Genomic DNA, 24,586 nt, shown 5'->3' with positions numbered 1-24,586 from the left:
CGGAGATGACACCGTGACCGACACCAGCATCCCCCGCGCCGACCAGCCCCTGGACGACGAGGAGCCGACGGCGGCGGCTCCGGTCGACGGCGAGCCGGAGGAGACCGACGCCGAGAAGGCGCCGAGCAAGGCCGCCGGTGAGGGCGACCTCTTCCGGCAGAGCGAAATCGCAGCCGACTACGTCGAAGGGCTGCTCGACATCCTCGACTACGACGGCGACATCGACGAGCTGGTGTCGGGCGGCCGTCCGGTGGTGGAGGTCGTCGGCGGCCGGCTGCAGAACCTGGTCGGCCAGCGCGGCGCCACCCTGGAGGCACTCCAGGAACTGGCCCGGCTCGCCGTCTTCCGGCAGACCGGCTCGCCGAGCCGACTGCTGCTCGACGTGGGCGGCTACCGGGCCAACCGGCGCAAGGAACTCGCCGCAGTGGCGCGCAACGCGGTCGAGAAGGTCAAGGAGCACGGCGAAGCGGTACGCCTGGAGCCCATGTCGGCCTTCGAGCGCAAGTGCGTCCACGACGTGGTGAACGCGATCGACGGCGTGGAGAGCGAGTCCGAGGGCGTCGAGCCGAACCGTCGTATCGTCGTTCAGCCCGCAGGCTGACGGGTGACCGCAGACGACGCCAGGGGCGTTTCCCCGTCCGGCCCGGGTGGTACGCCGCCCGGGCCGGCGGCTGTTCCGCCCCGGCCCCACCCGTCCCCGGCCGCAGCCGACGGTACCGACCCTGCGGTGGCGGTGCTGCCGCCCGAACTGGCCGAGGCGGCCCGGCGCCTGTTCGGTGACCGGCTCGACCTCGCCGCCGCCTACGCCGAACTACTGGCCACCGACGGCGTGGTAAGAGGACTGATCGGCCCGCGCGAGACACCCAGGATCTGGGACCGTCACCTGCTGAACTGCGCCGTCGTCGGCGAACTGATCCCGCAGGGTGCGACGGTGGTCGACGTCGGATCGGGGGCCGGTCTGCCCGGTCTGGTGCTCGCCATCGCCCGCCCCGACCTCACCGTGACGCTTGTCGAGCCACTGGCCCGGCGCACCGTCTTCCTCGACGAGGCCGTGGAGTCGCTGGGTCTGACCGCCTCGGTGCGGGTGTTCCGGGGACGGGCCGACGAGGCGGTCGCCGAACCGGAACTGCTTCCCAGTGACGTGGTCACCGCCCGGGCGGTCGCGCCGCTGGACCGGCTCGCCGGTTGGTGCCTGCCGCTGGCCGCGCCGGGCGGACGCCTGATCGCACTCAAGGGCGCCTCGGCCGCCGACGAGATCGCCGAGCACGCCCGGGCGGTCCACCGCCTCGGCGGCGGGGAGCCGGTGCTGCGCCGCTGTGGCGAGGACGTCATCACGCCACCGACCACTGTGGTCGAGGTCGTCCGTGAACGGGTGATCGCCCCGCCGGCCAAGCGCACCTCCAAGAAATCCCGCCGCCGGATGTAAGGAAGGGCCCCTTTCTAACGCCTCGTGCATAGGAAGGGTCCCTTCCTAACCCTCCGGCCGGACAGCGCTGATCGAACACCTCCGTGAGGCCGCTACCTGTCCCGGATCGCGTCATCCTGACCGGCGGGTTGCGAACCCGACGTGGACCCGCCACGCCCATGCGCCGTAGGCTGACCGCGCGTCGATAGTGTGGAGCGGGCGGCGATGGGTCTCCCCGAAGGCCGGCCGCTCCCGCCGGGCGGTACCTCTGCGAGGACAGCGCGAGAGGCCCGGATGACGGGTGCAGACCGACCATCCGAAGCGGGCAGGGATGACAGGTGCATGACGACGGCAGGTACGACGATCCGCGCGTGACCGGGTCAGCGGGCGACCCTGTTTCACGTGAAACCGACTACCCGAGCTGGCGCTCCCAGGGGAGCGCGCAGGACCCGCCGGAGTCCATGCGGGACAGGCCGACGTCTGGCGTACCGTGGTCACCGAGTCCGGAGTTCTCGTCCGGCCGGGACGCGTCGGACGGGACCGGTCGACCCGTGAACGCCACCCCTGACGCACGTGTGATCCCGATCCGCCGCAACACCTCGGCCGCCACGCGGTTCGAGGCGGCGACATATCAAGCGGCCCCTGGAGTGGTGCCCGATCCCCGTCCGGCCCCCGACACGCCTGGCCCTTCGGCCGGGCCCTACGAGCCGGCCGACACCGGGGCCGCGTACGTTTCACGTGAAACCCCGACGCGCGAAGAGGATGATCCACCGTTGGCAATGGAGGCGATGCGCGCCGTGCAGATCCTGAACCCCAGTGGCGAGGTGACCATGCCTCGGCCGGACCGGACCCGGGTCATGTGCGTCGCGAACCAGAAGGGCGGCGTAGGTAAGACCACGACGACGGTGAACCTTGCAGTGGCCCTGGCCCTGCACGGCAACCGGGTGCTCGTGGTCGATCTCGATCCGCAGGGCAACGCCTCCACGGGGCTGAACGTGCCGCACCACACCGGCGTGCCGGACGTCTACGACTGTCTGATCAACTCCGTCCCCCTGGAGGACGTGGCCCAGGCGGTCGAGGGCATCCCCAACCTCTGGTGCGTACCGGCCACCATCGACCTGGCCGGTGCGGAGATCGAGTTGGTTTCGGTGGTGGCCCGTGAGTCGCGGCTCGCCCGTGCGATCACCGCCTACCCCGGCCACTTCGACTACGTCTTCATCGACTGCCCGCCCTCGCTCGGCCTGTTGACCGTGAACGCGTTGGTCGCGGCTCAGGAGGTGCTCATCCCGATCCAGTGCGAGTACTACGCGCTCGAAGGGCTGAACCAGCTCATCAACAACATCAACCTGGTCCGTCAGCACCTCAACCCGCAGCTCGAGGTCTCCACGATTCTGCTCACCATGTACGACCGGCGTACCCGCCTGGCTGACGCGGTCGAGCAGGACGTCCGGAACCACTTCGGCGACAAGGTGCTCCAGGCGGTGATCCCGCGCAACGTACGTGTCTCCGAGGCACCCAGCTACGGCCAGTCGGTGGTGACTTACGATCCCGGATCGCGGGGGGCGACGAGTTACTTCGAGGCCGCCCAGGAGATCGCCGAGCGTGGCGTCAAGGAGCCGGTGAGCCGGAATGCGTAGTGCGGAAGAGGCGCTGGGAGGCGTGGCATGAAGAACCGTCCTCGGGGCGGTCTGGGGCGGGGCCTTGGGGCACTCATCCCGACCGGTCCGGTACAGGAGCCGGATGGTGCCGGTGCCGGCGTCATCACGAATGGAGCCGCCGTCGGAGCGCCGGAGGCACCCGCGCCGCTCGTACCGGAAGCGCCGCTTCCCGCGGTCACTCCCGACCCGGTCCTCAGCCCGGTGCCCGGCGCCCGGTTCGCCGAGATCTCGGTCGACTCGATCGTGCCCAACCCGAAGCAACCTCGGCAGGTCTTCGACGAGGAGGCGCTGGAGGAGCTGAAGACCTCGATCCAGGAGGTGGGCTTCCTCCAGCCGATCGTGGTGCGGCAGCTCGACGACGAGAAGTTCGAACTCGTCATGGGCGAGCGGCGGTGGCGAGCCGCCCAGGCCGTCGGTCGGGAGAGCATCCCGGCGATCGTCCGGGACACCCGCGACGACGCGATGCTGCGCGACGCCCTGCTGGAGAACATCCACCGCGCCAACCTCAACCCGTTGGAAGAGGCGGCCGCCTATCAGCAGCTTCTGGAGGAGTTCGGGGCCACGCACGAGGAACTGGCTCGCCGTATCGGGCGCAGCCGGCCGCAGATCTCGAACACCATCCGCCTGCTCAACCTTCCGGCCCAGGTGCAGCGGCGAGTGGCTGCCGGAGTGCTCTCCGCTGGTCACGCCCGGGCGCTGCTGAGCCTGGAGGACGCGGAGACGCAGGAACAGCTCGCGCTGCGGATCGTCGCCGAAGGGCTGTCGGTCCGCGCCACCGAAGAGATCGTCGCGCTGGCGCTCAGCGAAGGCCCCAGCACGAAGGAGGCGGCCAAGCGCCGGCCGAAGCCCGTCGCACCTGCTCTGAACGACCTCGCGGACCGTCTCTCGGATCGGTTCGACACCCGAGTGAAGGTCGACATCGGGCGGAGCAAGGGCAAGATCACGATCGAGTTCGCCACGGTCGACGACCTGGAGCGGATCGTCGGCATCATCGGGGTCGAGGCCGAGGAAGCACAGGACTGAGCCATCCTCGTTCCGACCAACGGCCGTGTCCCGAGAGGGCGCGGCCGTTGTCGTTGCCCAGACGACCGGCACGGCCCACTCGATAACGCCGCCTGAGAGCCGCCTGAGGTCGCGAGATCGGTGTCCCCTAGCCTGTCGACGCACTGCGTCGCATGAGGCGCTCACGGGCCGCTCAGCGCTCTGGAGGAGCGGCCTCCCGGGCTGGCGGCGTTCGACGCGGCGCAAACTCGGCGACCGCAATAGTCCGAGGCCGGTGGAGCGCGAGCGGAAGGGCTCGCGGCGGGGGTTTGCGCGAGCGGAAGGTTCGTGGCAGGAGGAGGCGGGAGCGGAGGGGCCGCGTCGTGGGTGGGGCCTCGGGCCGAGGCGGACGGCCTCCCGTTCGCGGCAGGGAGGTACGCGGACGGGAAGGCTCGCGGGTGGTAGGGCTCGCGGCGGAGGTGCGGAGGCACTTGCCGCCAGCGCGGACCCGTCCGGCGCCTGGACGACCTGAGAAGTTCGAAACCGGGGGTACGGGCGGCGGAGGGTACGAGGCTCCTCCTGCCGCCTACTGAAGGTGCTGCTGCCGCCCGAGTCGAGCGCGAGTACGCCAGGTGCGGGTGGCGATGCGACTCTTCCACGAAACACTCCTGCCCCTCCGGTATCCGCCACAGTCGACCCGGTGATGTCCGGCAACGCTCCGCTCGACCGGCCCATTTCACGTGAAACGGGCCGGTGCAATCCGACTTCGTCAGTCTGGGCACCGCGTGGGTGTCGCCGTTTCCATCTGCGGCTCACACGCTGATTGCGGCCAAGGACGGGAAGTGGCGACTCCGTCGCGGCATGGCGATCCGGCGGCCTCGACTGGGTCCGGGGTAAAGCCCGTCGCCAGTGGATCCCGCCCGCAGCGCGTCGACGGCATGTCTGGCATCCGCGAATCAGGCCGACGGCGTTCAGTTGGGCCGCGAACCTGAAGAGCGAGGGGCTTCGACCGCATGCCCCACCGCCCGGTGCCTAGGCACTGCGGGCGAGCCCGGCCTGATCGCAAAGCGGGCGCGCCAAGCGGCTATGCGCTCCGGCACAGAATCCGCCATGGGGAGCGAACTCGGTGCGGTAGGGAGCGTGGGAACCGGCCGCCGACTGTCGGTAGGTCGGCCGCAGCCGGGCGTTGCCACCTACCGCGAAAGCGGCATCAACGACGACTACCCCGTTGCCGCCCTGGAGGAAGGGCCGCTGTGAGACGGGGTAGGGCGGCGGGTTCAAGGTCGGAGGGATCCGCTCACGTGGCGGATTCGGGCCCGGAGAGTGCCGTCCGACTCGGAGCCGAGCCGATCGAACCGGCCCGCTGACACCGCCGTTTCACGTGAAACGAGCGGCAGCGGCAGAGGTCGCCAGCGGCCAGAAAGTTATCCACACCGGTTTTCCACAGGTCGGCCTCTGTTTCACGTGAAACAGAGGCCGAAAACCCTTGTCGAACTGGGGATGACGATGGCCACACGTCGAGGTGCAAGCCTGTGGATAACTCTGGGGAAAGTGGGAGGGTGGGCTGCTGTCCCGCGATCCGAGCCGCTGCGGAATCGAACATGCTTCGGGTAGGGACACTGGTGCCGTACTCGGTTAGGGTCAGCCTCGTGCACGACACCCCTCCCTCAGTCCCGGATTTCACCCAGTGGCCGTCATTCCCCTTCGAAGGTGACCTGCAAGTCAAGCGACTCGACGAACCGGTCGCGGTGGAGCCGCCCCGTAAGGGCGAGGCGCATCGTGAATGCACCGCATGCCAGGCACCCGACGAGGCGTACATCTGGGTGGGTGAGAGGTGGCGCGTACGGGCGATGGACCGTCCTACGGGCCTGCCGATGGTCCTCATCCTGGAGTCCCGCTCGCACCTCGATCTCGGCGACCTGCCCAACCTGCTCGCGGCCGAGCTGGGGGTGATGACGGTGCGCCTGGAGCGCGCCATCCGCTCGCTCGATGGGGTGGCCCGGGTGCACGTCAACCGCTGGGGCGACGGGTCGGCGCACCTGCACCTCTGGTTCCTCGCCCGACCGTACGGGCGGCTCCAACTGCGCGGCACGTTCCTTTCTCTCTGGGACTCGATCCTGCCGCCCATCTCCGAGGACAAGTGGCGGGAGAACCTGGCGCTGGTCGCCGCCTGGCTCGCGGAGTTCGGGGGTCGGCCGTTGGCCGAGCCACCCCGGATCCAGTGGCAGGCACCGTCCAGCCTCGCCGCTCAGGCGGCACCCCCCGAGAAGACCCAGCCGAGCGAGGGCGGGTCGCTCCTGGACGCCATCGGCGAGACGGCCGAACCGCCGGACGTTCCGCTCGCCGACGACGAGTCTCCGGCCGAACGGCCGAGCGGTCCGCCCGGCACCACGCTCCCGGAGCAGGCCGTCGAGGATTCGGACGGGGAGGCGACGGGCGTCGCGGACGAACCCGCCGAGGACAAGGACGCTGACGACCAGGAAGCTGAGCCGTCGGCTGCGGCCGACGATCCGGCCGCGGAGCGCCCGGTGGCGAAGCAGGAGCCCCGCGAGACGGGTGCCGAGGCGACCTCGGTGGAGTCGTCCACCGCCACGGGGACGGCAGCAGCGGGCCCCGGTGGGGAAGGCACCCGCCCGGCACAGTGACCCCTCGCCCGGCAACAGCGTCCAGCGGGCGGTGAACGGCCGTACGGCTGATCAGCAGGGGGGTGAGGGTGCCGACGGAGTCGCCGGAGCCGCCAGGAGGCGCTCAGCGGGTGGCGGCTCGGGCGACGAGGTCGGCGATCACCTGGCCGAAGTCCAGTCCGGCGGCCTGCACCGCGAGCGGCAGCAGCGACGTCTCGGTCATCCCCGGGGAGACGTTGACCTCCAGTACGTGCGGCTGCCCGGCCAGGTCGACGATCAGGTCGACGCGGCTGAGGTCCCGCAGACCGAGTGCGGTGTGGGCGGCCAGCGCCACCTCCGCCACCGCGTCGGCCACCGACGCGTCCAGCCGAGCCGGTGTGTGCCAGGTGGTCCGGCCGGCGGTGTAGCGGGCGGCGTAGTCGTAGACCCCGTTGCGGGGCACGATCTCGACCGGTGGCAGGGCCTGCGGGCCGTCGCCCAGGTCGATGACGGAGACCGCGACGTCCATGCCGGCCACGTACCGCTCGACGAGCGCGGTCGAGTCGTACGCGAAACAACCGACCATGGCGGCCGGCAGGGACGCGGCGTCCCGCACCACGGCGGCGCCCAGGCCGGAGCCGCCCTGCGCGGGCTTCACCATCAGCGGCAGTCCGAGCCGGGCGACGATACGGTCCAGCACGGCCACCGCGCCCAACTCGCTGAACCGGTCGTGCGGCAGCGCCACCCAGTCCGGAGTGGCGATTCCGGCCTCGCGCAGCACCGTCTTGGCCGACGGCTTGTCCCAGGCGAGTCGGGAGGCGCGGGAGTCACACCCGACGTACGGCACACCGCAGAGGTCGAGGACGCCGCGCAGTGAGCCGTCCTCGCCGGTGGCGCCGTGCAAGGCGATCACCACGGCGTCCGGTGGGTCGGAGTCCAACGCGGGCAGCAGGGCCACGTCCGCGTCCCGCAGCTCGGCCTCCATCCCGACGGACCGCAGCGCGTCGAGCACCCGGCGGCCGGAACGCAGCGACACGTCCCGTTCGTACGACAGGCCACCGGCGAGCACGAGGACGCGGAGGTCGGTGGTGGCGGGACCGGACACGGCGGATTCTCTGGCAGCGGTGGCACCCATGCCGGGCATCATGCCAAGTCGGGACCCGGGGTGTCGGAGCCGGCCCGACCGCGCCGCGCGTCCGGCGCGCCGACCGCCCCGAACACCCGCCGCATGGCGATGTCCTGCTCCATCACGCTGGCCAGCCGACGGACCCCCTCGCGGATCCGCTCCGGGGGCGGGAACGAGAAGTTGAGCCGCATGTGGCCGTTGCCGGTGCCGTCGGCGTAGAAGCCGGTGCCCGGCACGTACGCCACCCGGGCGGCGATCGCCCGGGGCATCATCGCCTTCGAGTCCAGGCCCTCGGGCAGCGTCGCCCAGACGAAGAGACCGCCACCGGGGACGGTCCAACTCGTCCCGGCCGGCATCAGGTCCGCCAGGGAGGCCAGCATCGCGTCCCGCCGCTCCCGGTAGACCTCCCGGTAGACCTTCAACTGCTCGCGCCACGGCATGGTGCTCAGGTAGGTGCTCACGGCGGCCTGTGCGTACGCGCTGGGGCAGAGGATCTGCGCCTCGCTGGCGATGACCAGCTTGTCGCGCACGGCGTGCGGGGCGAGGATCCAACCGACCCGCAACCCCGGGGCGAACGTCTTGGAGAACGTGCTGAGGTAGAAGACCCCGTCCCGGCGGCGTGCGCGCAGCGGTGCCGGCGCCTCGCTCTCGAAACCCAACTGGCCGTACGGGTCGTCCTCGATCACGAGCAGGCCCGCGCGCTCGCAGATGTCGAGGACCCGCTCCCGGCGCTCCTCACTCAGCGTCACGCCGGCCGGGTTCTGGTAGGTGGGGATGGTGTAGAGGAACTTCACCCGCCGCCCGGCCCGGGCCTGCTCGGCGATGGCGATCTCCAACGCCTCGGGGATCAGGCCGTCGTCGTCCATCGGTACGTGCACGACCTGTGCCTGGGCGGCCTGGAACACTCCGAGCGCGCCGACGTAGGTCGGCCCCTCGGCGAGCACCACGTCACCCGGGTCGAGGAAGAGCCGGGCCACCAGGTCGAGCGCCTGCTGGCCGCCGACCGTCACCACCACGTCCTCCGGCGACGCGCCACAGGCCGCGTCGATCCCGGAGAGGGCCATCACCTCGCAGATCCGTTCGCGCAGCTCCAGCGTGCCCTGGCCGATGCCGTACTGGAGGCTGGTGGTGCCGTGCTCGGCGGCGAGCCGGCCGAGCATCTCGCCGACGGCGTCCAACGGGAGCGCGGCGATGTACGGGGCGCCGCCGGCGAGCGAGACCACCTCCGGACGGCTGGCGACCGCGAACAGTGCGCGGATCTCCGAGGCGGTCATGCCCCGCACCCGGCGCGCGTACCGGTCGGTGTAGTCGTCGAGTGTCGTGCCGGTCATGACATCACCTCGATGCTGCTCGGACAGCTCCCGTCCCGGGATACCCAGGACACCGGCGACCATGGCGACACGGCGCGCCGAGTGTCGATGGTAGCCGCCATACACCGTCAGGAGCGCCCTCGATTACCGCGCGTCCACATGCCGGACCGGTGTCGACCGTGCCTGAGGAGGGCATTTGCGCGTCCCCTCCCGCGTCGCCGATCGGCGGCGTACGATCGCTCGTCGGGGGCGGGGATGCGGCGGAGCCGTCCGGGTCGGTCCCGAGTCCGAGCCTAGTGTGGGGAAGCGCCAATGTCGCGACGTCTGGTCAGTCTGACCCTGGACACGCTGGAGGACCTGCCCCGTCCGTGCCGGCAGTGCGTCTACTGGGAGCTTGATCCGGTTTCCGCCGATCGCGCCTGCGCGGCGGGTGACCCGGGGCTGGAGAAGGAGGCGTGGGTCTCCCAGACGCTGCTGGAGTGGGGTTCCTGCGGCAAGCTGATCTACGTCGACGGCATGCCCGCCGGTTTCGTCATGTACGCCCCACCGGCCTACGTGCCGCGCTCGATGGCCTTCCCGACCTCACCGGTGTCGGCCGACGCGGCGCTGCTGACCACCGCGAACGTGGTGCCGGCCTTCGCTGGTGGCGGGTTGGGTCGGATGCTGGTGCAGGGGGTCGCCCGCGACCTGACCAAGCGGGGCATCAAGGCGATCGAGGCGTTCGGCGACGCCAAGTTCGGTGACGCCGCCGATCCCGCCGGGGCCTGCGTCGCACCCGCCGACTTCTTCCTCTCGGTGGGCTTCAAGACCGTCCGACCGCACCCCCGCTACCCGCGTCTGCGGCTGGAGTTGCGGACGGCGTTGAGCTGGAAGTCGGACGTCGAGTACGCGTTGGAGAAGCTGCTCGGCTCGATGAGCCCGGAGTCGCTGCTGCGTCCGGTCCGACCCGCACCGGCCACCCGCTCCACGGCGGGCTGAGGCAGCAGCGGGCGGTCAGTCGACGACGGTGCCTGCGGCGACCGCCGCCCGCAGTTCGCTCACGTCGATCGAGCCGGTCGGCACGTCCCGCTCGATCGGCAGGTACATCCGTTGCACCGCCGCCACGATCGCCTCGACCAGCCGGTCCCGGAACCGGGGATCGATCAGCCGTGCCCGGTCGGCCGGTGAGGTGAGGTAGCAGACCTCGACGCGTACCGCCGGCATCCGGGTGATCCGCAGCAGGTCCCACGCCTTCGCGTGGGTACGGCAGTCCCGCAGCCCGGTACGCGCGACGATCTCCCGCTGGACCAGCCCGGCCAGCCGTTCCCCGGTCGCCGACGTCACCCCGTTGTCGGTGCCGTAGTGGTACGTGGCGACGCCCTCGGCCTCCGGGTTGGCGTGCCCGTCGACGTGCAGCGAGATGAACACGTCCGCGCCGAGCGAGTTGGCCAGTTGCGCCCGGTCGATGTCGGGCAGGCAGGTCTCCGACGCCGGGCCCCGGGTGAGCTGCACCCGTACGCCGGATGCGGCGAGTCGCCCTTCGAGCCGGCTTGCCAGGTCGTGCACCAGGTCCGCCTCGGTCCAGCGCAGTGGGCCGTCCGGAACCACGACGCCCGGGTCGGTGCCGCCGTGGCCCGGGTCGATGACCACGGTGCGACCGACCAGGGTCGGCCCGGACTGCCGGATCGCGTCGGACTCGCGGAGCCACTGCGGGCGGCCGCCGACCACCTTGCGGCCGAGTCGCCGCAGCGCGTCCATGGTCTGCGGGCCGCAGGTCCCGTCCGGTGCCAGCCCCATCTCGCGCTGGAACTGGGCCACCGCCCGCGAGGTGCGGATGCCGTAGATGGCGTCGGCGCGGCCGGTGTCGTACCCCATCTCCAGCAGGCGTTCCTGCAACGACCGGACGTCTTCGCCGGTGAGCGGCACCGGGACGGCGTGATAGAGGGTGCGGGCGCCGAGGCGCCAGCGGGCCGCGTCGAGCGCCCGCCAGGTCTCGGCACCGACCCGACCGTCGACGCTGAGCCCACGGGACTGTTGGAACGCTCGTACCGCCCGCTCGGTGGCGGCGTCGAACACGTCGCTGAACGGACCGGTCGCCTTGGAGAGAAGGTCGAGGCTGGTCAGCACCGCTCGGATCTCGATCACGGCGGGTCCCCGGTCCCCGGGACGGATCGGACGCACGTTCGGCCCCCTCTGCACGATCGGTGGCTAACCGGGTCCTGTGTCGGCACGCGTGGCAGTGCGACGGGGACCCAGGTGCTCACCGGCGTCCGGCGGCCCCCGAGTTCGAGGTTAGGCGTTGGGCGTTGGGTGCGGGTGCGGGCGGGGAAAAACGCGCCGACCCCGCCCCGGCTGTCCCGGGGCGGGGTCGGCGATCATGCTGCTGGGGTCAGAGCGCCGATTCGATCAGCTTGACCAGCTCGCCCTTGGGCTTGGCACCCGCGATCGACTGCACCGGCTCGCCGTTCTTGAAGACGGTGAGCGTCGGCACCGACATCACCCGGTAGGCGCGGGCGGTCTCCGGGTTCTCGTCGATGTTGAGCTTGACGATGCTGACCTGGTCGCCCATCTCGCCGGCGATCTCCTCCAGCAAGGGCGACACCTTGCGGCACGGCGCGCACCACTCGGCCCAGAAATCCACCAGGACCGGCTTGTCAGACTTGAGTACGTCTGCGGCGAAACTAGCGTCGGTAACCGACTTGGTTGCTCCCACTGTGTGACCCCTCCTCCGGGATGTGTCTCGTTCAGCCCTTGGGCAGCGTGGCGATGAAACGTTCCGCGTCGAGTGCGGCGGCGCAGCCGGTGCCGGCTGCGGTGATGGCCTGCCGGTACGTGTGGTCGACCAGGTCACCGGCGGCGAAGACGCCCGGGATGCTGGTCCGGGTGCTGGGGGCCTGGACCTTGACGTAGCCCTCGTCGTCCATCTCCACCTGGCCCCGGAACAGCTCGCTGCGCGGGTCGTGCCCGATCGCCACGAACACGCCGGTGACGTCGAGAACCTTGGCCTCGCCGGTGTGCACGTTGCGTACCCGCACTCCGGTGACCTTGCCGTCCGCGCCGAGGACCTCCTCGACCACGGTGTTCCACTCGACCTTGATCTTGTCGTTGCCCAGCGCACGCTCCGCCATGATCTTGCTGGCCCGGAACGAGTCGCGGCGGTGGATGATGGTCACCGACTCGGCGAAGCGGGTCAGGAAGCTGGCCTCCTCCATCGCGGAGTCGCCACCGCCGACCACCACGATGTGCTGGTTGCGGAAGAAGAAGCCGTCACAGGTGGCGCAGGACGAGACGCCGTGGCCCAGGTACTCCTGCTCACCCGGTACGCCGAGCGGCCGCCAGGCGGAACCGGTGGCGAGGATGACGGCCGAGGCGCGGTAGGCGCTCTCACCGACCCAGACGGTGCTCACCGCGCCCGGGTGGCCGGTGTCGGCCAGCTCGACCCGGGTGACGTCGTCGGTCAGGAACTCGGCACCGAACCGCTCGGCCTGCTTGCGCATGTTGTCCATCAGCTCGGGACCGAGGATGCCGTCCGCGAAGCCGGGGAAGTTCTCCACCTCGGTGGTGGTCATCAACGCGCCACCGGACTGTACGCCCTCGATGACCAGCGGCTTGAGGTTCGCCCGCGCCGCGTAGACCGCTGCGGTGTAACCCGCCGGCCCGGAGCCGATGATGATCAGGTTGCGGACCTCGTCCACTGCCATCTCCCAATCGTGTTGAGCGTCGCCACCGGCGTCATCCGCCGATGCCGAACCGAGTGCCGACGCGGCGGCATTCTGACCTGCAGAACGTCATCGTACGAAGCGGAGATTCCCGAGCCGGTCATCCGGTGGGTCACGTCACTTGGTCGGCCAAACGTGCGGTGGCCGCGATTCACCCTACCCGCGACCGATAGCGGGTGTCCGAGCCGGATCGGGGGATTCCGCACTCGGGCCCGCTGACCCAGGCCCACTGTTCGCCGGAGCCGTCGGTGAAGCGCACCACCAGAGCCGGGAGCCCGCCGAAGCGGGCGTAGTCGACGACGTCGAAGACCAGCGGCTGATCGCCGTGCTCGACACCGATCTCGGCCAGGCAGGCGCTCAACGCCGCCTGGTCGCCGAGCCGGCTGAGTTCGCCGGGCACGGCGGGCCGGTTGTCGCTCTCGGTGCTGTCCGTGGGCTCCGCGCCGCTCCCGGGGGCGTTCATCACCGTCGGCCCGGTGAGGCTCTCCGGCGTGTAGTCGGACCCGGTGCGCAGCGGCGGACTGGCGATCCGGAACGGGGTGGGGGCCGAGGCGGCGGCACGGTCCGGCGAGGCCGCCTGCGGTGCCTGCTCGGCGGATCCCTCCGGGTAGGCGTGCGGCATGACCGGGCTGGTGCCCCGATCGCTCAGGGCCGTGCCGGCAGTCGAGTCACCTCCCTGTTGGGGACGGGACAGTTGCAGGGCACCGAGACCGACTACCGCCGCGGCGGCCAGCGCGACGGGTCCGGCCAGGCGGGCCCAGCGGCGCCGACGCCGACCCGGGTGGCTCGGGGTACCGCGCTCCTGGCCCGGGCGTGGGCTGCCGCCGGGCCGTCGGGTACCGCCGAGCGGCTGGGCCGGCACCGGCGAGGGCTTCGTCGAAGCGTGGTCGTCGGCATTCGTGGTCGTCACGTCGTCGGTGTCGACGTCCTCCTCGGGTGCGCCGACCGAGGGCACGGCCGTCGGGAGATCGGCGTCGCGCAGCGCGGCGAGGATCCGATCGCTGACCGCAGGCGGCATCTCGACCGGTGGCGCGCCCCAGTCGACCAACTCGTCCCGGACCTCGTCCACCGCCGGCGCGAGTCGGGCATGTGCCCGCGCCCAGTCCGGGTCCTGATCCACGAGGCGGGCGACCTCGGCCTGCTGCGGGGTGCCGTCCAGCGCGCCGCCGAGGTAATCGGCGAGCAGGTCGAGGTCGACCCCGCTGAACTCCCCGGTACTCACGAATCCTCCTGGTTGGCATCCGGGCGATGGCTTCCCGACCTCGATCGGACGCCGTGCGGGGCTCCGGGGTTCCCCCGGGTGACCCGCGGCACCTCAGCGGCACCGGCGGGGGCTGGTTCGCTGCCGGTACGCAGGTGCCCGAGCAGAAGTGCCAACCGGGCGCGACCTCGGGCACACCGACTCTTCACGGTGCCCTCGGCGACACCGAGGATCCGCGCGACCTCGGCGACCGGATAGCCCTGCACGTCCACCAGGACCAGGGCGGCCCGCTGCTCGGTCGGCAGGGTGGCCAGCGCCTCCCGGACCACCATCGCGGTGTCGTGGTCGCGTACCGGCGCGGTCGGCTCGGTGCCACCGGTGCCGCCCCCGGCCTCAGAGTCGTGCGTACCGTCGGGCAACGGCACCGTGGGATGGGCCTGCCGACGGCGGATGCGGTCGAGGCAGGCGTTCACCACGATCCGGTGCAACCAGGTGGTGACGGCGGCGTCGCCGCGGAACCGCGCGGCGGCACGGTGAGCCGACAGCATCGCGTCCTGGAGCGCGTCCGCGGCCTCCTCGCGGTCGCCGAGGGTACGCAGGGCGACCGCCCAGAGCCGGTCCCGGTGCCGCAGGAACAGCGTGGCGAACGCGTCCCGGTCACCGTCGGCGTGCGCGCGGAGCAGGTCGATGTCGCTGACCACCCCGTCCGGCGGTACGCCGGCAGCGTCCCGGCCGCGTACCTCCATCACCGGGTCCGCTGGGTGTGCCGCTCCGGTGGCGACCAGATCATGACCCCTGGACCGTGATCTCCTGGACGCCGAGCTTGAAGCCACCGTTGTTCGACGGCAACTCGGTGATCCAGAACATGAGGTAGCGGTACTTCTGGTCGGCGTCGAAGCCGTTGAAGGTCATCGTGGTGCCGTCGTGCTCCTCGAAGGGCTGCCCGATGACGCTGTTCTTGAACGCGTCCACGACCTGGCGGTCACCGGCGCTGGTCGAGGGGGCGTCGACGGTGCCGGTGAGCAGTGACGCGGAGGCCCCGGTGCTGGAGAGGTGGACCTGCACCGACTTGACCGTCCGCTCGGTGCCGAGGTCGACCCAGACCCCCATGCCTTCCTTGAGGTTGCCGAAGTTGCTCCGGTTGTAGGTCTCCGTGGACCAACCCTCGTCCCGGTTGCCGTCGAAGACCTTCTCGGCGTCGCGGACCTCGCTGCGATCGTTGCTGTCCGGGTCGATGATGCGGGCGGCACTGATCTGGAGGTCCCGTACGGCGGCCGGCGGCGGCGGCTCCTCGCTCACCGGGGCGCTGGACGTGGGCGCGGCGACCGGGTCGGTCTGCGGGCTGTCGTCGTCGCCACCGAGGGCGCTGATCCCGACGAGCAGGCCGACCAGGGCCACCACCAGCACACCGGCGATGCCCAGGGCCACCTTCCGGCCGCCTGCGGCAGCCAGCGGCGAGGGCTCGTCACCGGGCTCGGCGGCGAAGCGCAGCGGACCGCTGTTGTCGAGGTAGTCGTCGTCGGCGGGTACGTCGAGTCGGGCCAGTTCGGCGGCGAGCACGTCCGACGAGGGCGGGGCGATCCCGCCGTCGAGCAGGTCCGTGGTGAGGTCGTCGAGGTAGGCCGGCACTCCGGCCCGGACCTGACGGGGAGCCGCCACCACGCCGTTGGCGTCGCGTACCGCGTCGGGGATGGCCGCCCGACCGTGCCCGGCGGTGGCGCCCCGCAGCGGTGCCTCGGTGTGCGGCCAGTAGCCGGTCAGCGCGTAGTAGAGGACACCGCCGACCGCCCGGACGTCGCTCTCCTGGCTGTCGTCACCGTCGGTCCGCGCGTCGGCCAGCACCACGCGGCCGTCGTCGCTGATCATCACCGTGCCGGGGTGCACGTTGCCGTGCACCATGCCGGTGGCGTGCACGGCGGCCAGCGCGCTGGCGACGGCGCTGCCGACGGCGGTGGCCCGGGCTCCGTCCAGCGGCCCGTCCGCGACCAGTTCCCGCAGGGAGCGCCCGTCGACCCACTCGCGTACGACGTAGGCCCGATCGGCCTCGTCGATGGCGTCGTAGACACCGGTCAGGTTGGGGTGGATGACCCGGCTCGCGGCGACCGCGGCCTGGAGCATCTCGGTGGCGGAGTCACCACCCGGGTAGCGCATCACGACCGCGACGGGTCGGCGGAGCACGACGTCGACGCCGCGCCAGACCAGTCGGCCCGCACTGTCGTTGTTGATGTGCTCGACCAGTTCGTACCGCTCGGCGAGGATCTCACCGACTGCGGGAGCACCGAAGGTCATGACCGGCGGAGTGGTCTCGTCCGCGTCCTGACCCTCGCCGACCTGGGTCACCCGTCCTCCCTCGGTGATCGTGTCGATCGATGGACCCGCGCTGCTGGGCATCTGACTTCCCGCTCCGCATTCGTGTGGCACCGGACGGACCGGTCCCGCGATGTGACGCGCGCCGTTCCTGCCGTACCCGTCGAGAGCGACCTTACCTGGGTTGGCCCGCTCCCCGACATGTCATCTTCCCGCCGTCGCCGGCCGGGGAGTTCGCAGTCAGGCGTACTCGTCCCGTTGCGACCGATGTCAGCCACGTTGCCGGTACATGTAGTTACCAATCTAGAGGTCGTCCACAATCGGCTGCCGCAGGGGCGGTACCGAAAGCGACGGCGAGTACGACGTCAGCGGGTTCCCGTCGAACGGCTGACCACACTCGGCCTTCCGGTTGGTTATCCACAGGCCGATCCGGCAGTTGAGCGGCGACTCGCGGAGTTATCCACAGGCGCATCCCCAGGCTGGTGATCCCCGGTCACGCTCAGTGCACCGGTGTCCGGCATCGGGCGATCAGCGCCCGAGACGGCTGCGGACCATCCCGATCACCTCGGTGATCTCGGAGATCCGTAGGACCATGGCCAGCCCGAGGTAGGTACCGCCGATCACCGCGCCACCCACCACGAGCTGCACGATCGCCTCCAGCCGGGTCGGCGTGTCGTCCCCGGGCAGCAGAGCGACCACCAGCGCGCCGGCCACTGCGGCCCCCATCGCGGCGAGCGCCACCCGGCCGAGGGTCCGCAGGATCGCGCCCAGTCCGATCCGGCCCACCCGGGGCCGCAGCAGCCAGGCGGAGATGATGGCGGCGGCCAGGTACGAGACCGTGTTGCCGATCATCATTCCGGCCCCCGCGAAGCTCGCCGAGAAGGCCAGGAACAGTGCGATCTGCACGCCGATCCGCAGCGCCACCACCGGAATGTTGATCAGGGCCGGGGTACGCGTGTCCGGCAGCGCGTAGAAGGCGAAGGTGAAGAGCTGGCTGATCGCGAACGGCACCAGGGCCAGTGCGGCGGCGAGCAGCACCAGGGACGTCGCGCTGGCGTTGTTCTGGTCGAAGGCACCCCAGCGGAACAGCGTGAACGCGATCGGGGTGGCGAGCACGGCGTAGCAGACCGCGATCGGCGCGAGCACCGCCGAGACGGTACGAGTGCCCCGGGACAGGTCTGCGGCGAGGTCGGCGTACCGGCCGTCGGCTGCGGCGGCGCTCATCCGGGGCATCAACGCCGTGATGATCGATACGGCGATGATGCCGTGCGCGGTCATCAACAGCAGGAACACGTTGTTGTAGATCAGCGGACCGGCGGAGTTCTCCTTGCCGGCGCGGTTCAACAGGTTGAACAGCACGATCAGGCCGATCTGGCTGACCGCGACGTAGCAGATCATCCATGCGCCGAGTCGGCCCAGCTCGGCCAGCCCGAGCTTGCGGAAGTCGAACCGCAGCTTCCACGTGAAGCCGACCTTGCGCAGCGCCGGCATCAGGCCGGCGACCTGGACGGCGACGCCGAGCAGTGTGCCGCCACCGATCAGCAGGACCCGCCCGGTGGTCATGTCGTCCGGCCCGACGATCTCGGCACCGAAGATCCCGATGTAGAGGCCGGCGGTGCCGATGACCACCAGGTTGTTGAGGATCGGCGCCCACATCGGTGCGGCGAAGTGGCCCCGGGTGTTGAGCACGGCACTGATCAGTGCGCTCAGGCCGGAGAAGAAGATCATCGGCAACATGAGCCGGGCCAGCATGGTGACCAGATCGGAGTAGCCGTCTGCGGACTCGCTGGCACCGTAGAGCCAGGTCAGCGGTACGGCGAGGGCGACCGCGAGCAGGGCGGCAGCACCGAGGGCCAGCAGCGCCAGGGTCAACAGCCGCTGGGTGTACGCCTGGCCGCCGTCGCTGTCCGCCTTGCGTCGGCGTACCAACACCGGGATCAGCACGCTGGTCAGGATGCCGCCGAGCAGGAACTCGTAGACCATTCCCGGCAGGATCTGCGCGGTGGTGTAGGCGTCGCCCACCAACGCCCCGCCCAGCGCCGCGCCGATCACCAGGTTGCGCAGGAAGCCCGTACCTCGGCTGACCAGGCTGCCGATCGCCATGACCGCGCTGTTGGTCGCGGCGCTGGCCTCGGCGACCTGCTCTTGAGGTGGCGCGACCGACTCGACGGCCGGCTGGTTCAGTGGGTCGGCGGAGATGAACGTGGCACCGTCGTCCGGCCGGCCGCCGGGCGCGCCGCCCTGTGCGGCGTTCGCGCTGCGGTAGAGCCCGCCGCTCATGCTGTGCCTCCCAGGGGTACGCCGGAGCCGTACCGGCCCACACGCCACAGACCTTAGTCAACCCCGGCCCGTTACCCGCGCCCGGCGGATGAGATGCCGATCTGGACCGATAGGCTGCTGGTCCGATGTCCGAAGCCGCCGCATCCCACACCACCGACCGCCGCGAACTCACCGCCGCGCAGCGCAACGCCGTCGCCGAACTCCTCCGGGTCTCGCCGGTCGCCGACGAGTTGGGTCGCCGGTTCGCCGCTGCCGGCCACGAACTGCACCTCGTGGGCGGTTCGGTCCGCGACGCCCTGCTCGGCCGACTCGGTGAGGACCTCGACTTCTGCACCGACGCCCACCCGGACCAGACACTCGCCGTCGTGCGCGGCTGGGCCGAGGCGATCTGGGAGACCGGCCGGGAGTTCGGCACCATCGGCTGTCAGCGCGACGGCCTGCGGCTGGAGATCACCACCTTCCGTGCCGAGTCCTACGACCAGGTCACCCGGAACCCGGTGGTCCAGTACGGCAGCAGCCTGAGCGAGGACCTGCGGCGGCGGGACTTCACCGTCAACGCGATGGCGGTGAGCCTGCCCGAGCACCGGTTCACCGACCCGTACGGCGGACTGGCCGATCTGGCCGCGAAGGTGGTGCGTACCCCGGGCACGCCCGCCGAGTCGTTCGGTGACGACCCGCTGCGGATGCTGCGGGCCGCCCGGTTCGCCGCCCAGCTCCGCTTCGCGGTACACCCGGACGTGCACGCGGCGATGAGCCGGATGGCGGCCGACCTGGACCGGATCACCGCCGAGCGGATCCGGGACGAGTTCACCAAGCTGCTCACCGGGGCCGACCCGATCACCGGGCTGCGGCTGCTGGTGGACACCGGGCTGGCCGAGCGCTTCCTGCCGGAGTTGACCGGCCTCAAGCTGGAGATCGACGAGCACGCCCAGCACAAGGACGTCTACGAGCACACCCTCACGGTGGTCCGCAACGCCATCTCGTACGAGCAGGACGGACCGGACTTCGTCCTGCGGATGGCCGCGTTGATGCACGACGTCGGCAAGCCGGCCACCAAGTCGGTCGGTACGGACGGGCGGGTCAGCTTCCACCACCACGAGGTGGTCGGCGCCCGGCTGACCAAGGCGCGGATGAAGGCGCTGCGCTACCCGAAGGACGTCACCGCCAAGGTCACCGCGCTGGTCGCGTTGCACCTGCGGTTCTACGGCTACGGCCGGGGCGAGTGGACCGACTCGGCGGTACGGCGTTATGTGACAGACGCCGGTGACCTGCTGTCCCGCCTGCACAAGCTGACCCGGTCCGACTGCACCACCCGCAACCGACGAAAGGCCGCCCAGCTCGCCGCCGACTACGACGCGCTGGAGGAGCGGATCGCCCGGATCGCGGCCGACGAGGACCTGGCCCGGGTGCGGCCCGATCTGGACGGCAACGCGATCATGGAGCTGCTCGGCGTCCCGCCGGGGCCGATCGTGGGCCGCGCCTGGAAGCACCTCAAGGACCTGCGCCTGGAACACGGACCGCTGGACCGCGACACCGCCGAGGCCGAGCTGCTGCGCTGGGCGCGCGAGGAGGGCGTCGTCGGCTGATCGCCGACCGCTGACCGCAGTCGTCGCGGAATCTGGACACCGCGCTGTCCCGACGTCCATCGTGGCTCGTCCCGTCGGGACGGACGCTACGACGAAACGCCGACGTTTCGACCGAAAGGTTGAGACGGGTCGTTGCGTCGGTCGTACATGATGTTGGCACGTCTCTTCAGCTCGCAGATTCACTGCCGAAGCGAGACGATCCACTGTCCGTCCGACCTGCCCACCGGCACGGTCGACACAACGGGGAGATCATTTAGTGAAACGCCGTGGCGTACTGCGCCGCTCGGCGGCGGCCGGGCTCGCCCTCGCGACCGCCTCCTCCATCATCACCGTCGCCACCGGCCAAGCCGCGTCGGCGACCACCCCTGAAGAGCCCGCGCGGGCCGCGGTGCGCGGCACCGAGCGCGCCGACGTCGTACCGGGTCGCTACATCGTCGTGCTGAAGGACCAGCGGGCCACCTACACCTCGGTCCGGGCCCTCGCCGCCACGCTCACGCGAGCCAACGGCGGCAACGTCCGGCAGGTGTTCGGTACGGCGCTGAGCGGTTTCTCGGCCTCGATGAGCACCCAGCAGGCCGAGAAGGTGGCGGCGAATCCGGCCGTCGCCTACGTGGAGCAGGTCCGTCGGGTGTCGGCCAGCGGCACTCAGAGCAACCCGCCGTCCTGGGGTCTCGACCGGCTCGACCAGGCGTCCGCGAAGCTGAACAAGAGCTTCAAGTACCCGAACACGGGCAGCAACGTCACCGCGTACATCGTGGACACCGGCATCAACACCAAGCACCAGGACTTCGGCGGTCGGGCCAGCATCGGTTTCGACTACTTTGCCGAGCCGCCCGTCGACCCGGAGCCGGAACCCACCACCCCGGACCCGACCACGCCAGTGCCGGCGTCGGAGGAGGACTGCGACGGTCACGGCACGCACGTGGCCGGCACCGTCGGCGGCGCCAAGTACGGCGTGGCGAAGCAGGTCAAGCTCGTCGGCGTACGGGTGCTGGACTGCGACGGCTGGGGCACCACCGACAGCGTCATCGCCGGCATCAACTTCGTCACCGAGGATGCGAAGAAGAACGCGCCGAGGCGTGCCGTGGCCAACGTGAGCCTCGGTGGCGGCGTGTCGTCGGCGATCGACGCAGCCGTGCGGAAGTCCATCGACTCGGGCGTCACCTTCGCGATCGCGGCCGGTAACGAGTCGCAGAACGCCTGCAACGTCTCCCCGGCTCGGGTGCCGGACGCCATCACGGTGGGTGCCACCGACCGGATCGACATGCGCGCGTGGTTCTCGAACTACGGCAAGTGCCTCGACGTGTTCGCCCCCGGCGTCAGCATCGTCTCGGCCCGGCACGACAACAACACCGGTACCGTCGGGATGAGCGGCACCTCGATGGCCGCTCCGCACGTGGCCGGCGCGGCTGCCCTGCTGCTGCACAGCAACCCGACGTGGAAGCCGAAGCAGGTCCGCGACCGGATCGTCACCACCGGCCTCGCCGGTGCGGTGTACGACCCGAAGGGTTCGATGGACCGGCTGCTCACCGTCGGCTCGGTCACCCAGGCCCGCAACGGGTACGGCCTGAAGGCCAGCTCCAACGGCAAGTTCGTCACTGCGGCCAGCACCAAGAAGGCGCTGGTCAACAACGGTTCGAGCCTGGGCACCGCGCAGCGGTACGACGTCGTCAACGCCGGCAGCGGGCTGGTCGCGCTGCGCTCCAAGAACACCGGCCGGTACGTGGTCGCGCCGAGCAAGGGCACCAAGCCGCTGATCGCCAGCCACAAGACGATCGTCAACGCGGGCAAGTTCACGATCGTGCACCACACCGACGGCACGGTCAGCCTCAAGGCCAAGGCGAACGGCAAGTTCGTCACCGCGGCGAAGTCCGGCAAGTCGTCGCTGAAGGCGAGCAAGACCAGCGTCGGCTCCTCGGAGAAGTTCACCTTCGACGCGCCGGCACCGGTGGTCACCATCAAGGCCAAGGCGAGCAACAGGTACGTGGTCGCGGGCAGCAAGCCGCTGATCGCCACCAGCAAGTCGGTCACCAAGTCGACCAAGTTCCAGATGGTCAACCGGGGCAACGGCTTCTTCTACCTGAAGGCCCTGGCCAACAACCGGTACGTGATCGCGGCGAGCAAGGGCACCAAGCCGCTGATCGCCAACAGCAAGTCGACCGGCACTTACCAGACGTTCGACTTCCTGGACTACAACGCGGACGGCACGGTCTATCTCGGTGCCCGGGACGGCCAGGCGGTCACCGCCGGTAAGGCCGGCAACAAGCAGTTGATCTCGAGCAAGAACATCAACTGGAACAGGGAAGACCTGGGTCTCGGCAACGGCGAGAAGTTCTTCTTCGCCATCGCCTGACCTCTCGTACCACCCCCGGCGCCCGCCGGAGCACCCCGAACGGGGACGCTCCGGCGGGCGCCGGCCGTTGCGCTGTGCACAGGACCGTCCGATGCCCCCTCGATCCGGGATCGAGGGGGCATCGGACGTCGTGGGGCACCACTCGATCCTGGATCGAGCGCGATCATGGGTGCGATTGCGGAGGTCGGGGTGCGTCGCACGGGTTGTGGGGGCGGTGCGTGGTGGGTGTCGTGCGCCCGGGTGGGTGCAGGCTCGGCTCGGGTGACCGGCCGGGGGCGTGGCGCTGGTTGGGTGAGGGTGTGGCACTGCTCGGGGCGGTGGGCGTCTGCTTGTCGGGGGTGGGGGACAATGGCGGGATGCGTTGGACCGTGCTGGACTCGCCGATCGGGGACTTCTCCGTGGGTATCGAGGGCGACAGCGTGTGCGGGACGCAGTTCGCGGCGGCGGCGGGCGCGCCGAGGGAACCGGTCGACGAGGTGTCCCGGCGGGCGGTGGCGGAGCTGCGCGCATACTTCGCCGGCGAGTCGACCGAGTTCGGTGTGCCGGTGCGGGCGCCGAGGGGGTCTGAGTTCGAACGGGCGGTGTGGCGGGAGATGACCCTCATCCCGTACGGCGAGACGCTGACCTACGGCGAGGTGGCCCGGCGGCTGGGGGATCCCGGTGCCGCCCGCGCGGTCGGGGTGGCGTGCAACCGCAACCCGATCCCGGTCATCGTGCCGTGTCACCGGATCATCGGGGCCGGCGGCAAACTGGTCGGCTTCGGCGGCGGTCTGGATCGCAAGATCAAGCTGCTGGAGTTGGAGGCCCGGGTCGCCCTGCAACGCGCCTGGTCCTGAGCGTCCTGTACCCGCCTCGATCGTGGCACTGTGGGAAGTCGACACGCCGGGCCGAGAGCAGCCACAGTGCCACGATCCGAGTGTCGCCTTGGACGACGGACGACATGAAGGGCCGGGTCCTCATGGACCCGGCCCTTCATGGTGCTGCTGGTGGTCAGCGCGTCAGCGCTCGACCTCACCGGTGATGAACCCCTCGACGGCGGCGTGCGCCTCGTGGTCGGCGTACTGCACCGGCGGGGACTTCATGAAGTACGACGAGGCCGACAGGATCGGGCCACCGATCTTGCGGTCCAGGGCGATCTTCGCGGCCCGGACGGCGTCGATGATGACGCCGGCCGAGTTCGGCGAGTCCCACACCTCGAGCTTGAGCTCCGCGTTGAGCGGGGTGTCGCCGAACGAGCGACCCTCCAGGCGGATGTACGCCCACTTGCGGTCGTCGAGCCACGGCACGTGGTCCGACGGGCCGATGTGCACGTCGCTCTTGGCCATCTCGTGCGGCACCTGGGAGGTCACCGACTGGGTCTTCGAGATCTTCTTCGAGACCAGGCGGTTGCGCTCCAGCATGTTCATGAAGTCCATGTTGCCGCCGAAGTTGAGCTGGTACGTGCGCAGCAGCTCGACGCCCCGGTCCTCGAAGAGCTTCGCGAGGGCCCGGTGCACGATGGTGGCGCCGACCTGGCTCTTGATGTCGTCACCGACGATCGGCAGACCGGCGTCGGTGAACTTCTGCGCCCACTCCGGGTCCGAGGCGATGAAGACCGGCAGGGCGTTGACGAACCCGCAGCCCGCGTCGATGGCGGCCTGTGCGTAGAACTTGTCGGCCTGCTCCGAGCCCACCGGCAGGTAGGAGACGACCACGTCGACCTGCGCGTCGCGCAGCGCCTTGGCCACGTCGACCGGCTCGACGTCCGACTCCTTGATGATCTCGCGGTAGTACTGCCCGAGGCCGTCGAAGGTCGGGCCGCGCTGCACGGTGACGCCGGTCGGCGGCACGTCGCAGAGCTTGATGGTGTTGTTCTCGCTGGCGACGATCGCCTCCGCGAGGTCCATGCCCACCTTCTTGGCGTCGACATCGAACGCCGCGACGAACTGCACGTCAGAGACGTGGTAGTCGCCGAAGGTGACGTGCATGAGACCCGGGACGCGGTCGTTCGGGTCGGCGTTCCGGTAGTACTCGACGCCCTGTACCAGGGACGAGGCGCAGTTACCCACACCGACGATGGCGACGCGGACGGAGCCCAT

The 24,586-nt window shown here is 70.5% G+C and carries 19 protein-coding genes; 9 read left to right on the top strand and 10 right to left on the bottom strand.

What is annotated here, in order from left to right; all coding sequences use genetic code 11:
* Positions 1-13 precede the first annotated feature (13 nt).
* The 5 genes from ACIBO1_RS10500 to ACIBO1_RS10480 all read left to right on the top strand — a co-directional run bounded on the left by ACIBO1_RS10500 (position 14) and on the right by ACIBO1_RS10480 (position 6,689).
* Positions 14-601: a protein jag gene (locus ACIBO1_RS10500; protein ID WP_396743745.1), complete on the top strand. Its 588-nt coding sequence runs from the start codon at positions 14-16 to the stop codon at positions 599-601.
* Between the two features lie 126 nt (positions 602-727).
* Positions 728-1,426 carry a 16S rRNA (guanine(527)-N(7))-methyltransferase RsmG gene (gene rsmG / locus ACIBO1_RS10495; RefSeq protein WP_396743742.1) on the top strand — a complete coding sequence of 233 codons (699 nt, stop codon included), beginning with the start codon at positions 728-730 and terminating at the stop codon, positions 1,424-1,426.
* 554 nt (positions 1,427-1,980) lie between these two features.
* A complete protein-coding gene (locus tag ACIBO1_RS10490; protein WP_396744179.1) occupies positions 1,981-3,042 on the top strand; it encodes an AAA family ATPase in 1,062 nt (353 codons plus the stop codon).
* A gap of 27 nt (positions 3,043-3,069) precedes the next feature.
* Positions 3,070-4,086, top strand: a complete 1,017-nt coding sequence (locus ACIBO1_RS10485) for a ParB/RepB/Spo0J family partition protein (protein ID WP_396743739.1) — start codon at positions 3,070-3,072, stop codon at positions 4,084-4,086.
* Positions 4,087-5,693: 1,607 nt separating this feature from the next.
* Positions 5,694-6,689, top strand: coding sequence for a hypothetical protein (locus ACIBO1_RS10480; protein WP_396743736.1), 996 nt, complete (start codon positions 5,694-5,696; stop codon positions 6,687-6,689).
* 103 nt (positions 6,690-6,792) lie between these two features.
* On the opposite strand, the gene ACIBO1_RS10475 is transcribed toward ACIBO1_RS10480, so the two are convergent.
* Both ACIBO1_RS10475 and ACIBO1_RS10470 read right to left on the bottom strand, forming a co-directional pair.
* Positions 6,793-7,782 (bottom strand): D-alanine--D-alanine ligase, encoded by a 990-nt coding sequence (locus ACIBO1_RS10475; protein ID WP_396743733.1) that lies wholly within the window; start codon positions 7,780-7,782, stop codon positions 6,793-6,795.
* Positions 7,783-7,790: 8 nt separating this feature from the next.
* Positions 7,791-9,104: a PLP-dependent aminotransferase family protein gene (locus ACIBO1_RS10470; RefSeq protein ID WP_396743730.1), complete on the bottom strand. Its 1,314-nt coding sequence runs from the start codon at positions 9,102-9,104 to the stop codon at positions 7,791-7,793.
* Between the two features lie 291 nt (positions 9,105-9,395).
* On the opposite strand from ACIBO1_RS10470, the gene ACIBO1_RS10465 reads away from it, so the two are divergent.
* Entirely contained in the window at positions 9,396-10,061 is a 666-nt protein-coding gene (locus ACIBO1_RS10465) for a GNAT family N-acetyltransferase (RefSeq protein WP_131052118.1), read from the top strand.
* A 15-nt stretch (positions 10,062-10,076) separates the two neighbouring features.
* Here the strand turns inward: ACIBO1_RS10465 and ACIBO1_RS10460 are convergent, their stop codons facing one another.
* The 7 genes from ACIBO1_RS10460 to murJ form a co-directional block, all read right to left on the bottom strand.
* Positions 10,077-11,243 (bottom strand): N-acetylmuramoyl-L-alanine amidase, encoded by a 1,167-nt coding sequence (locus tag ACIBO1_RS10460; protein WP_396743726.1) that lies wholly within the window; start codon positions 11,241-11,243, stop codon positions 10,077-10,079.
* Between the two features lie 208 nt (positions 11,244-11,451).
* Positions 11,452-11,775, bottom strand: coding sequence for a thioredoxin (gene trxA / locus ACIBO1_RS10455; RefSeq protein ID WP_117228228.1), 324 nt, complete (start codon positions 11,773-11,775; stop codon positions 11,452-11,454).
* Positions 11,776-11,806: 31 nt separating this feature from the next.
* On the bottom strand, positions 11,807-12,757 hold the full coding sequence (trxB, locus tag ACIBO1_RS10450) for a thioredoxin-disulfide reductase (protein WP_396744176.1): 951 nt from the start codon (positions 12,755-12,757) through the stop codon (positions 11,807-11,809).
* A gap of 175 nt (positions 12,758-12,932) precedes the next feature.
* A complete protein-coding gene (locus tag ACIBO1_RS10445; protein ID WP_396743721.1) occupies positions 12,933-14,003 on the bottom strand; it encodes a hypothetical protein in 1,071 nt (356 codons plus the stop codon).
* Complete coding sequence (gene sigM, locus ACIBO1_RS10440) at positions 14,000-14,728, bottom strand: RNA polymerase sigma factor SigM (protein WP_396743718.1); 729 nt, start codon at positions 14,726-14,728, stop codon at positions 14,000-14,002. Before sigM ends, ACIBO1_RS10445 begins: the two co-directional genes overlap by 4 nt.
* A gap of 40 nt (positions 14,729-14,768) precedes the next feature.
* The gene (locus tag ACIBO1_RS10435) at positions 14,769-16,373 is read right to left on the bottom strand and encodes a protein kinase family protein (protein ID WP_396743715.1); all 1,605 of its coding nucleotides are present in this window, start codon (positions 16,371-16,373) and stop codon (positions 14,769-14,771) included.
* A gap of 444 nt (positions 16,374-16,817) precedes the next feature.
* Positions 16,818-18,569, bottom strand: coding sequence for a murein biosynthesis integral membrane protein MurJ (murJ, locus tag ACIBO1_RS10430; RefSeq protein WP_396743712.1), 1,752 nt, complete (start codon positions 18,567-18,569; stop codon positions 16,818-16,820).
* Between the two features lie 125 nt (positions 18,570-18,694).
* On the opposite strand from murJ, the gene ACIBO1_RS10425 reads away from it, so the two are divergent.
* The 3 genes from ACIBO1_RS10425 to ACIBO1_RS10415 all read left to right on the top strand — a co-directional run bounded on the left by ACIBO1_RS10425 (position 18,695) and on the right by ACIBO1_RS10415 (position 23,344).
* Complete coding sequence (locus ACIBO1_RS10425) at positions 18,695-20,155, top strand: CCA tRNA nucleotidyltransferase (protein ID WP_396743709.1); 1,461 nt, start codon at positions 18,695-18,697, stop codon at positions 20,153-20,155.
* Between the two features lie 256 nt (positions 20,156-20,411).
* A complete protein-coding gene (locus ACIBO1_RS10420) occupies positions 20,412-22,508 on the top strand; it encodes a S8 family serine peptidase (RefSeq protein WP_396743706.1) in 2,097 nt (698 codons plus the stop codon).
* Positions 22,509-22,864: 356 nt separating this feature from the next.
* Complete coding sequence (locus ACIBO1_RS10415) at positions 22,865-23,344, top strand: methylated-DNA--[protein]-cysteine S-methyltransferase (protein ID WP_396743703.1); 480 nt, start codon at positions 22,865-22,867, stop codon at positions 23,342-23,344.
* Positions 23,345-23,506: 162 nt separating this feature from the next.
* On the opposite strand, the gene ACIBO1_RS10410 is transcribed toward ACIBO1_RS10415, so the two are convergent.
* Positions 23,507-24,586: an inositol-3-phosphate synthase gene (locus tag ACIBO1_RS10410; protein ID WP_350698100.1), complete on the bottom strand. Its 1,080-nt coding sequence runs from the start codon at positions 24,584-24,586 to the stop codon at positions 23,507-23,509.

This window comes from Micromonospora sp. NPDC049903, from assembly GCF_044460945.1.
Taxonomy (GTDB): Bacteria; Actinomycetota; Actinomycetes; order Mycobacteriales; family Micromonosporaceae; genus Micromonospora.
Note: the sequence above shows the minus strand (reverse complement) of the source record. Positions and strands in the feature narration are given on the sequence as shown.

Excerpts from the sequence above, each read along its gene's own strand:
- ACIBO1_RS10425 (WP_396743709.1), top strand. The coding sequence starts at position 18,695 with ATGTCCGAAGCCGCCGCATCCCACACCACCGACCGCCGCGAACTCACC.
- sigM (WP_396743718.1), bottom strand. The coding sequence starts at position 14,728 with ATGGAGGTACGCGGCCGGGACGCTGCCGGCGTACCGCCGGACGGGGTG.
- ACIBO1_RS10475 (WP_396743733.1), bottom strand. The coding sequence starts at position 7,782 with ATGGGTGCCACCGCTGCCAGAGAATCCGCCGTGTCCGGTCCCGCCACC.
- ACIBO1_RS10485 (WP_396743739.1), top strand. The coding sequence starts at position 3,070 with ATGAAGAACCGTCCTCGGGGCGGTCTGGGGCGGGGCCTTGGGGCACTC.
- ACIBO1_RS10465 (WP_131052118.1), top strand. The coding sequence starts at position 9,396 with ATGTCGCGACGTCTGGTCAGTCTGACCCTGGACACGCTGGAGGACCTG.
- ACIBO1_RS10410 (WP_350698100.1), bottom strand. The coding sequence starts at position 24,586 with ATGGGCTCCGTCCGCGTCGCCATCGTCGGTGTGGGTAACTGCGCCTCG.
- ACIBO1_RS10470 (WP_396743730.1), bottom strand. The coding sequence starts at position 9,104 with ATGACCGGCACGACACTCGACGACTACACCGACCGGTACGCGCGCCGG.
- murJ (WP_396743712.1), bottom strand. The coding sequence starts at position 18,569 with ATGAGCGGCGGGCTCTACCGCAGCGCGAACGCCGCACAGGGCGGCGCG.
- ACIBO1_RS10415 (WP_396743703.1), top strand. The coding sequence starts at position 22,865 with ATGCGTTGGACCGTGCTGGACTCGCCGATCGGGGACTTCTCCGTGGGT.
- ACIBO1_RS10435 (WP_396743715.1), bottom strand. The coding sequence starts at position 16,373 with ATGCCCAGCAGCGCGGGTCCATCGATCGACACGATCACCGAGGGAGGA.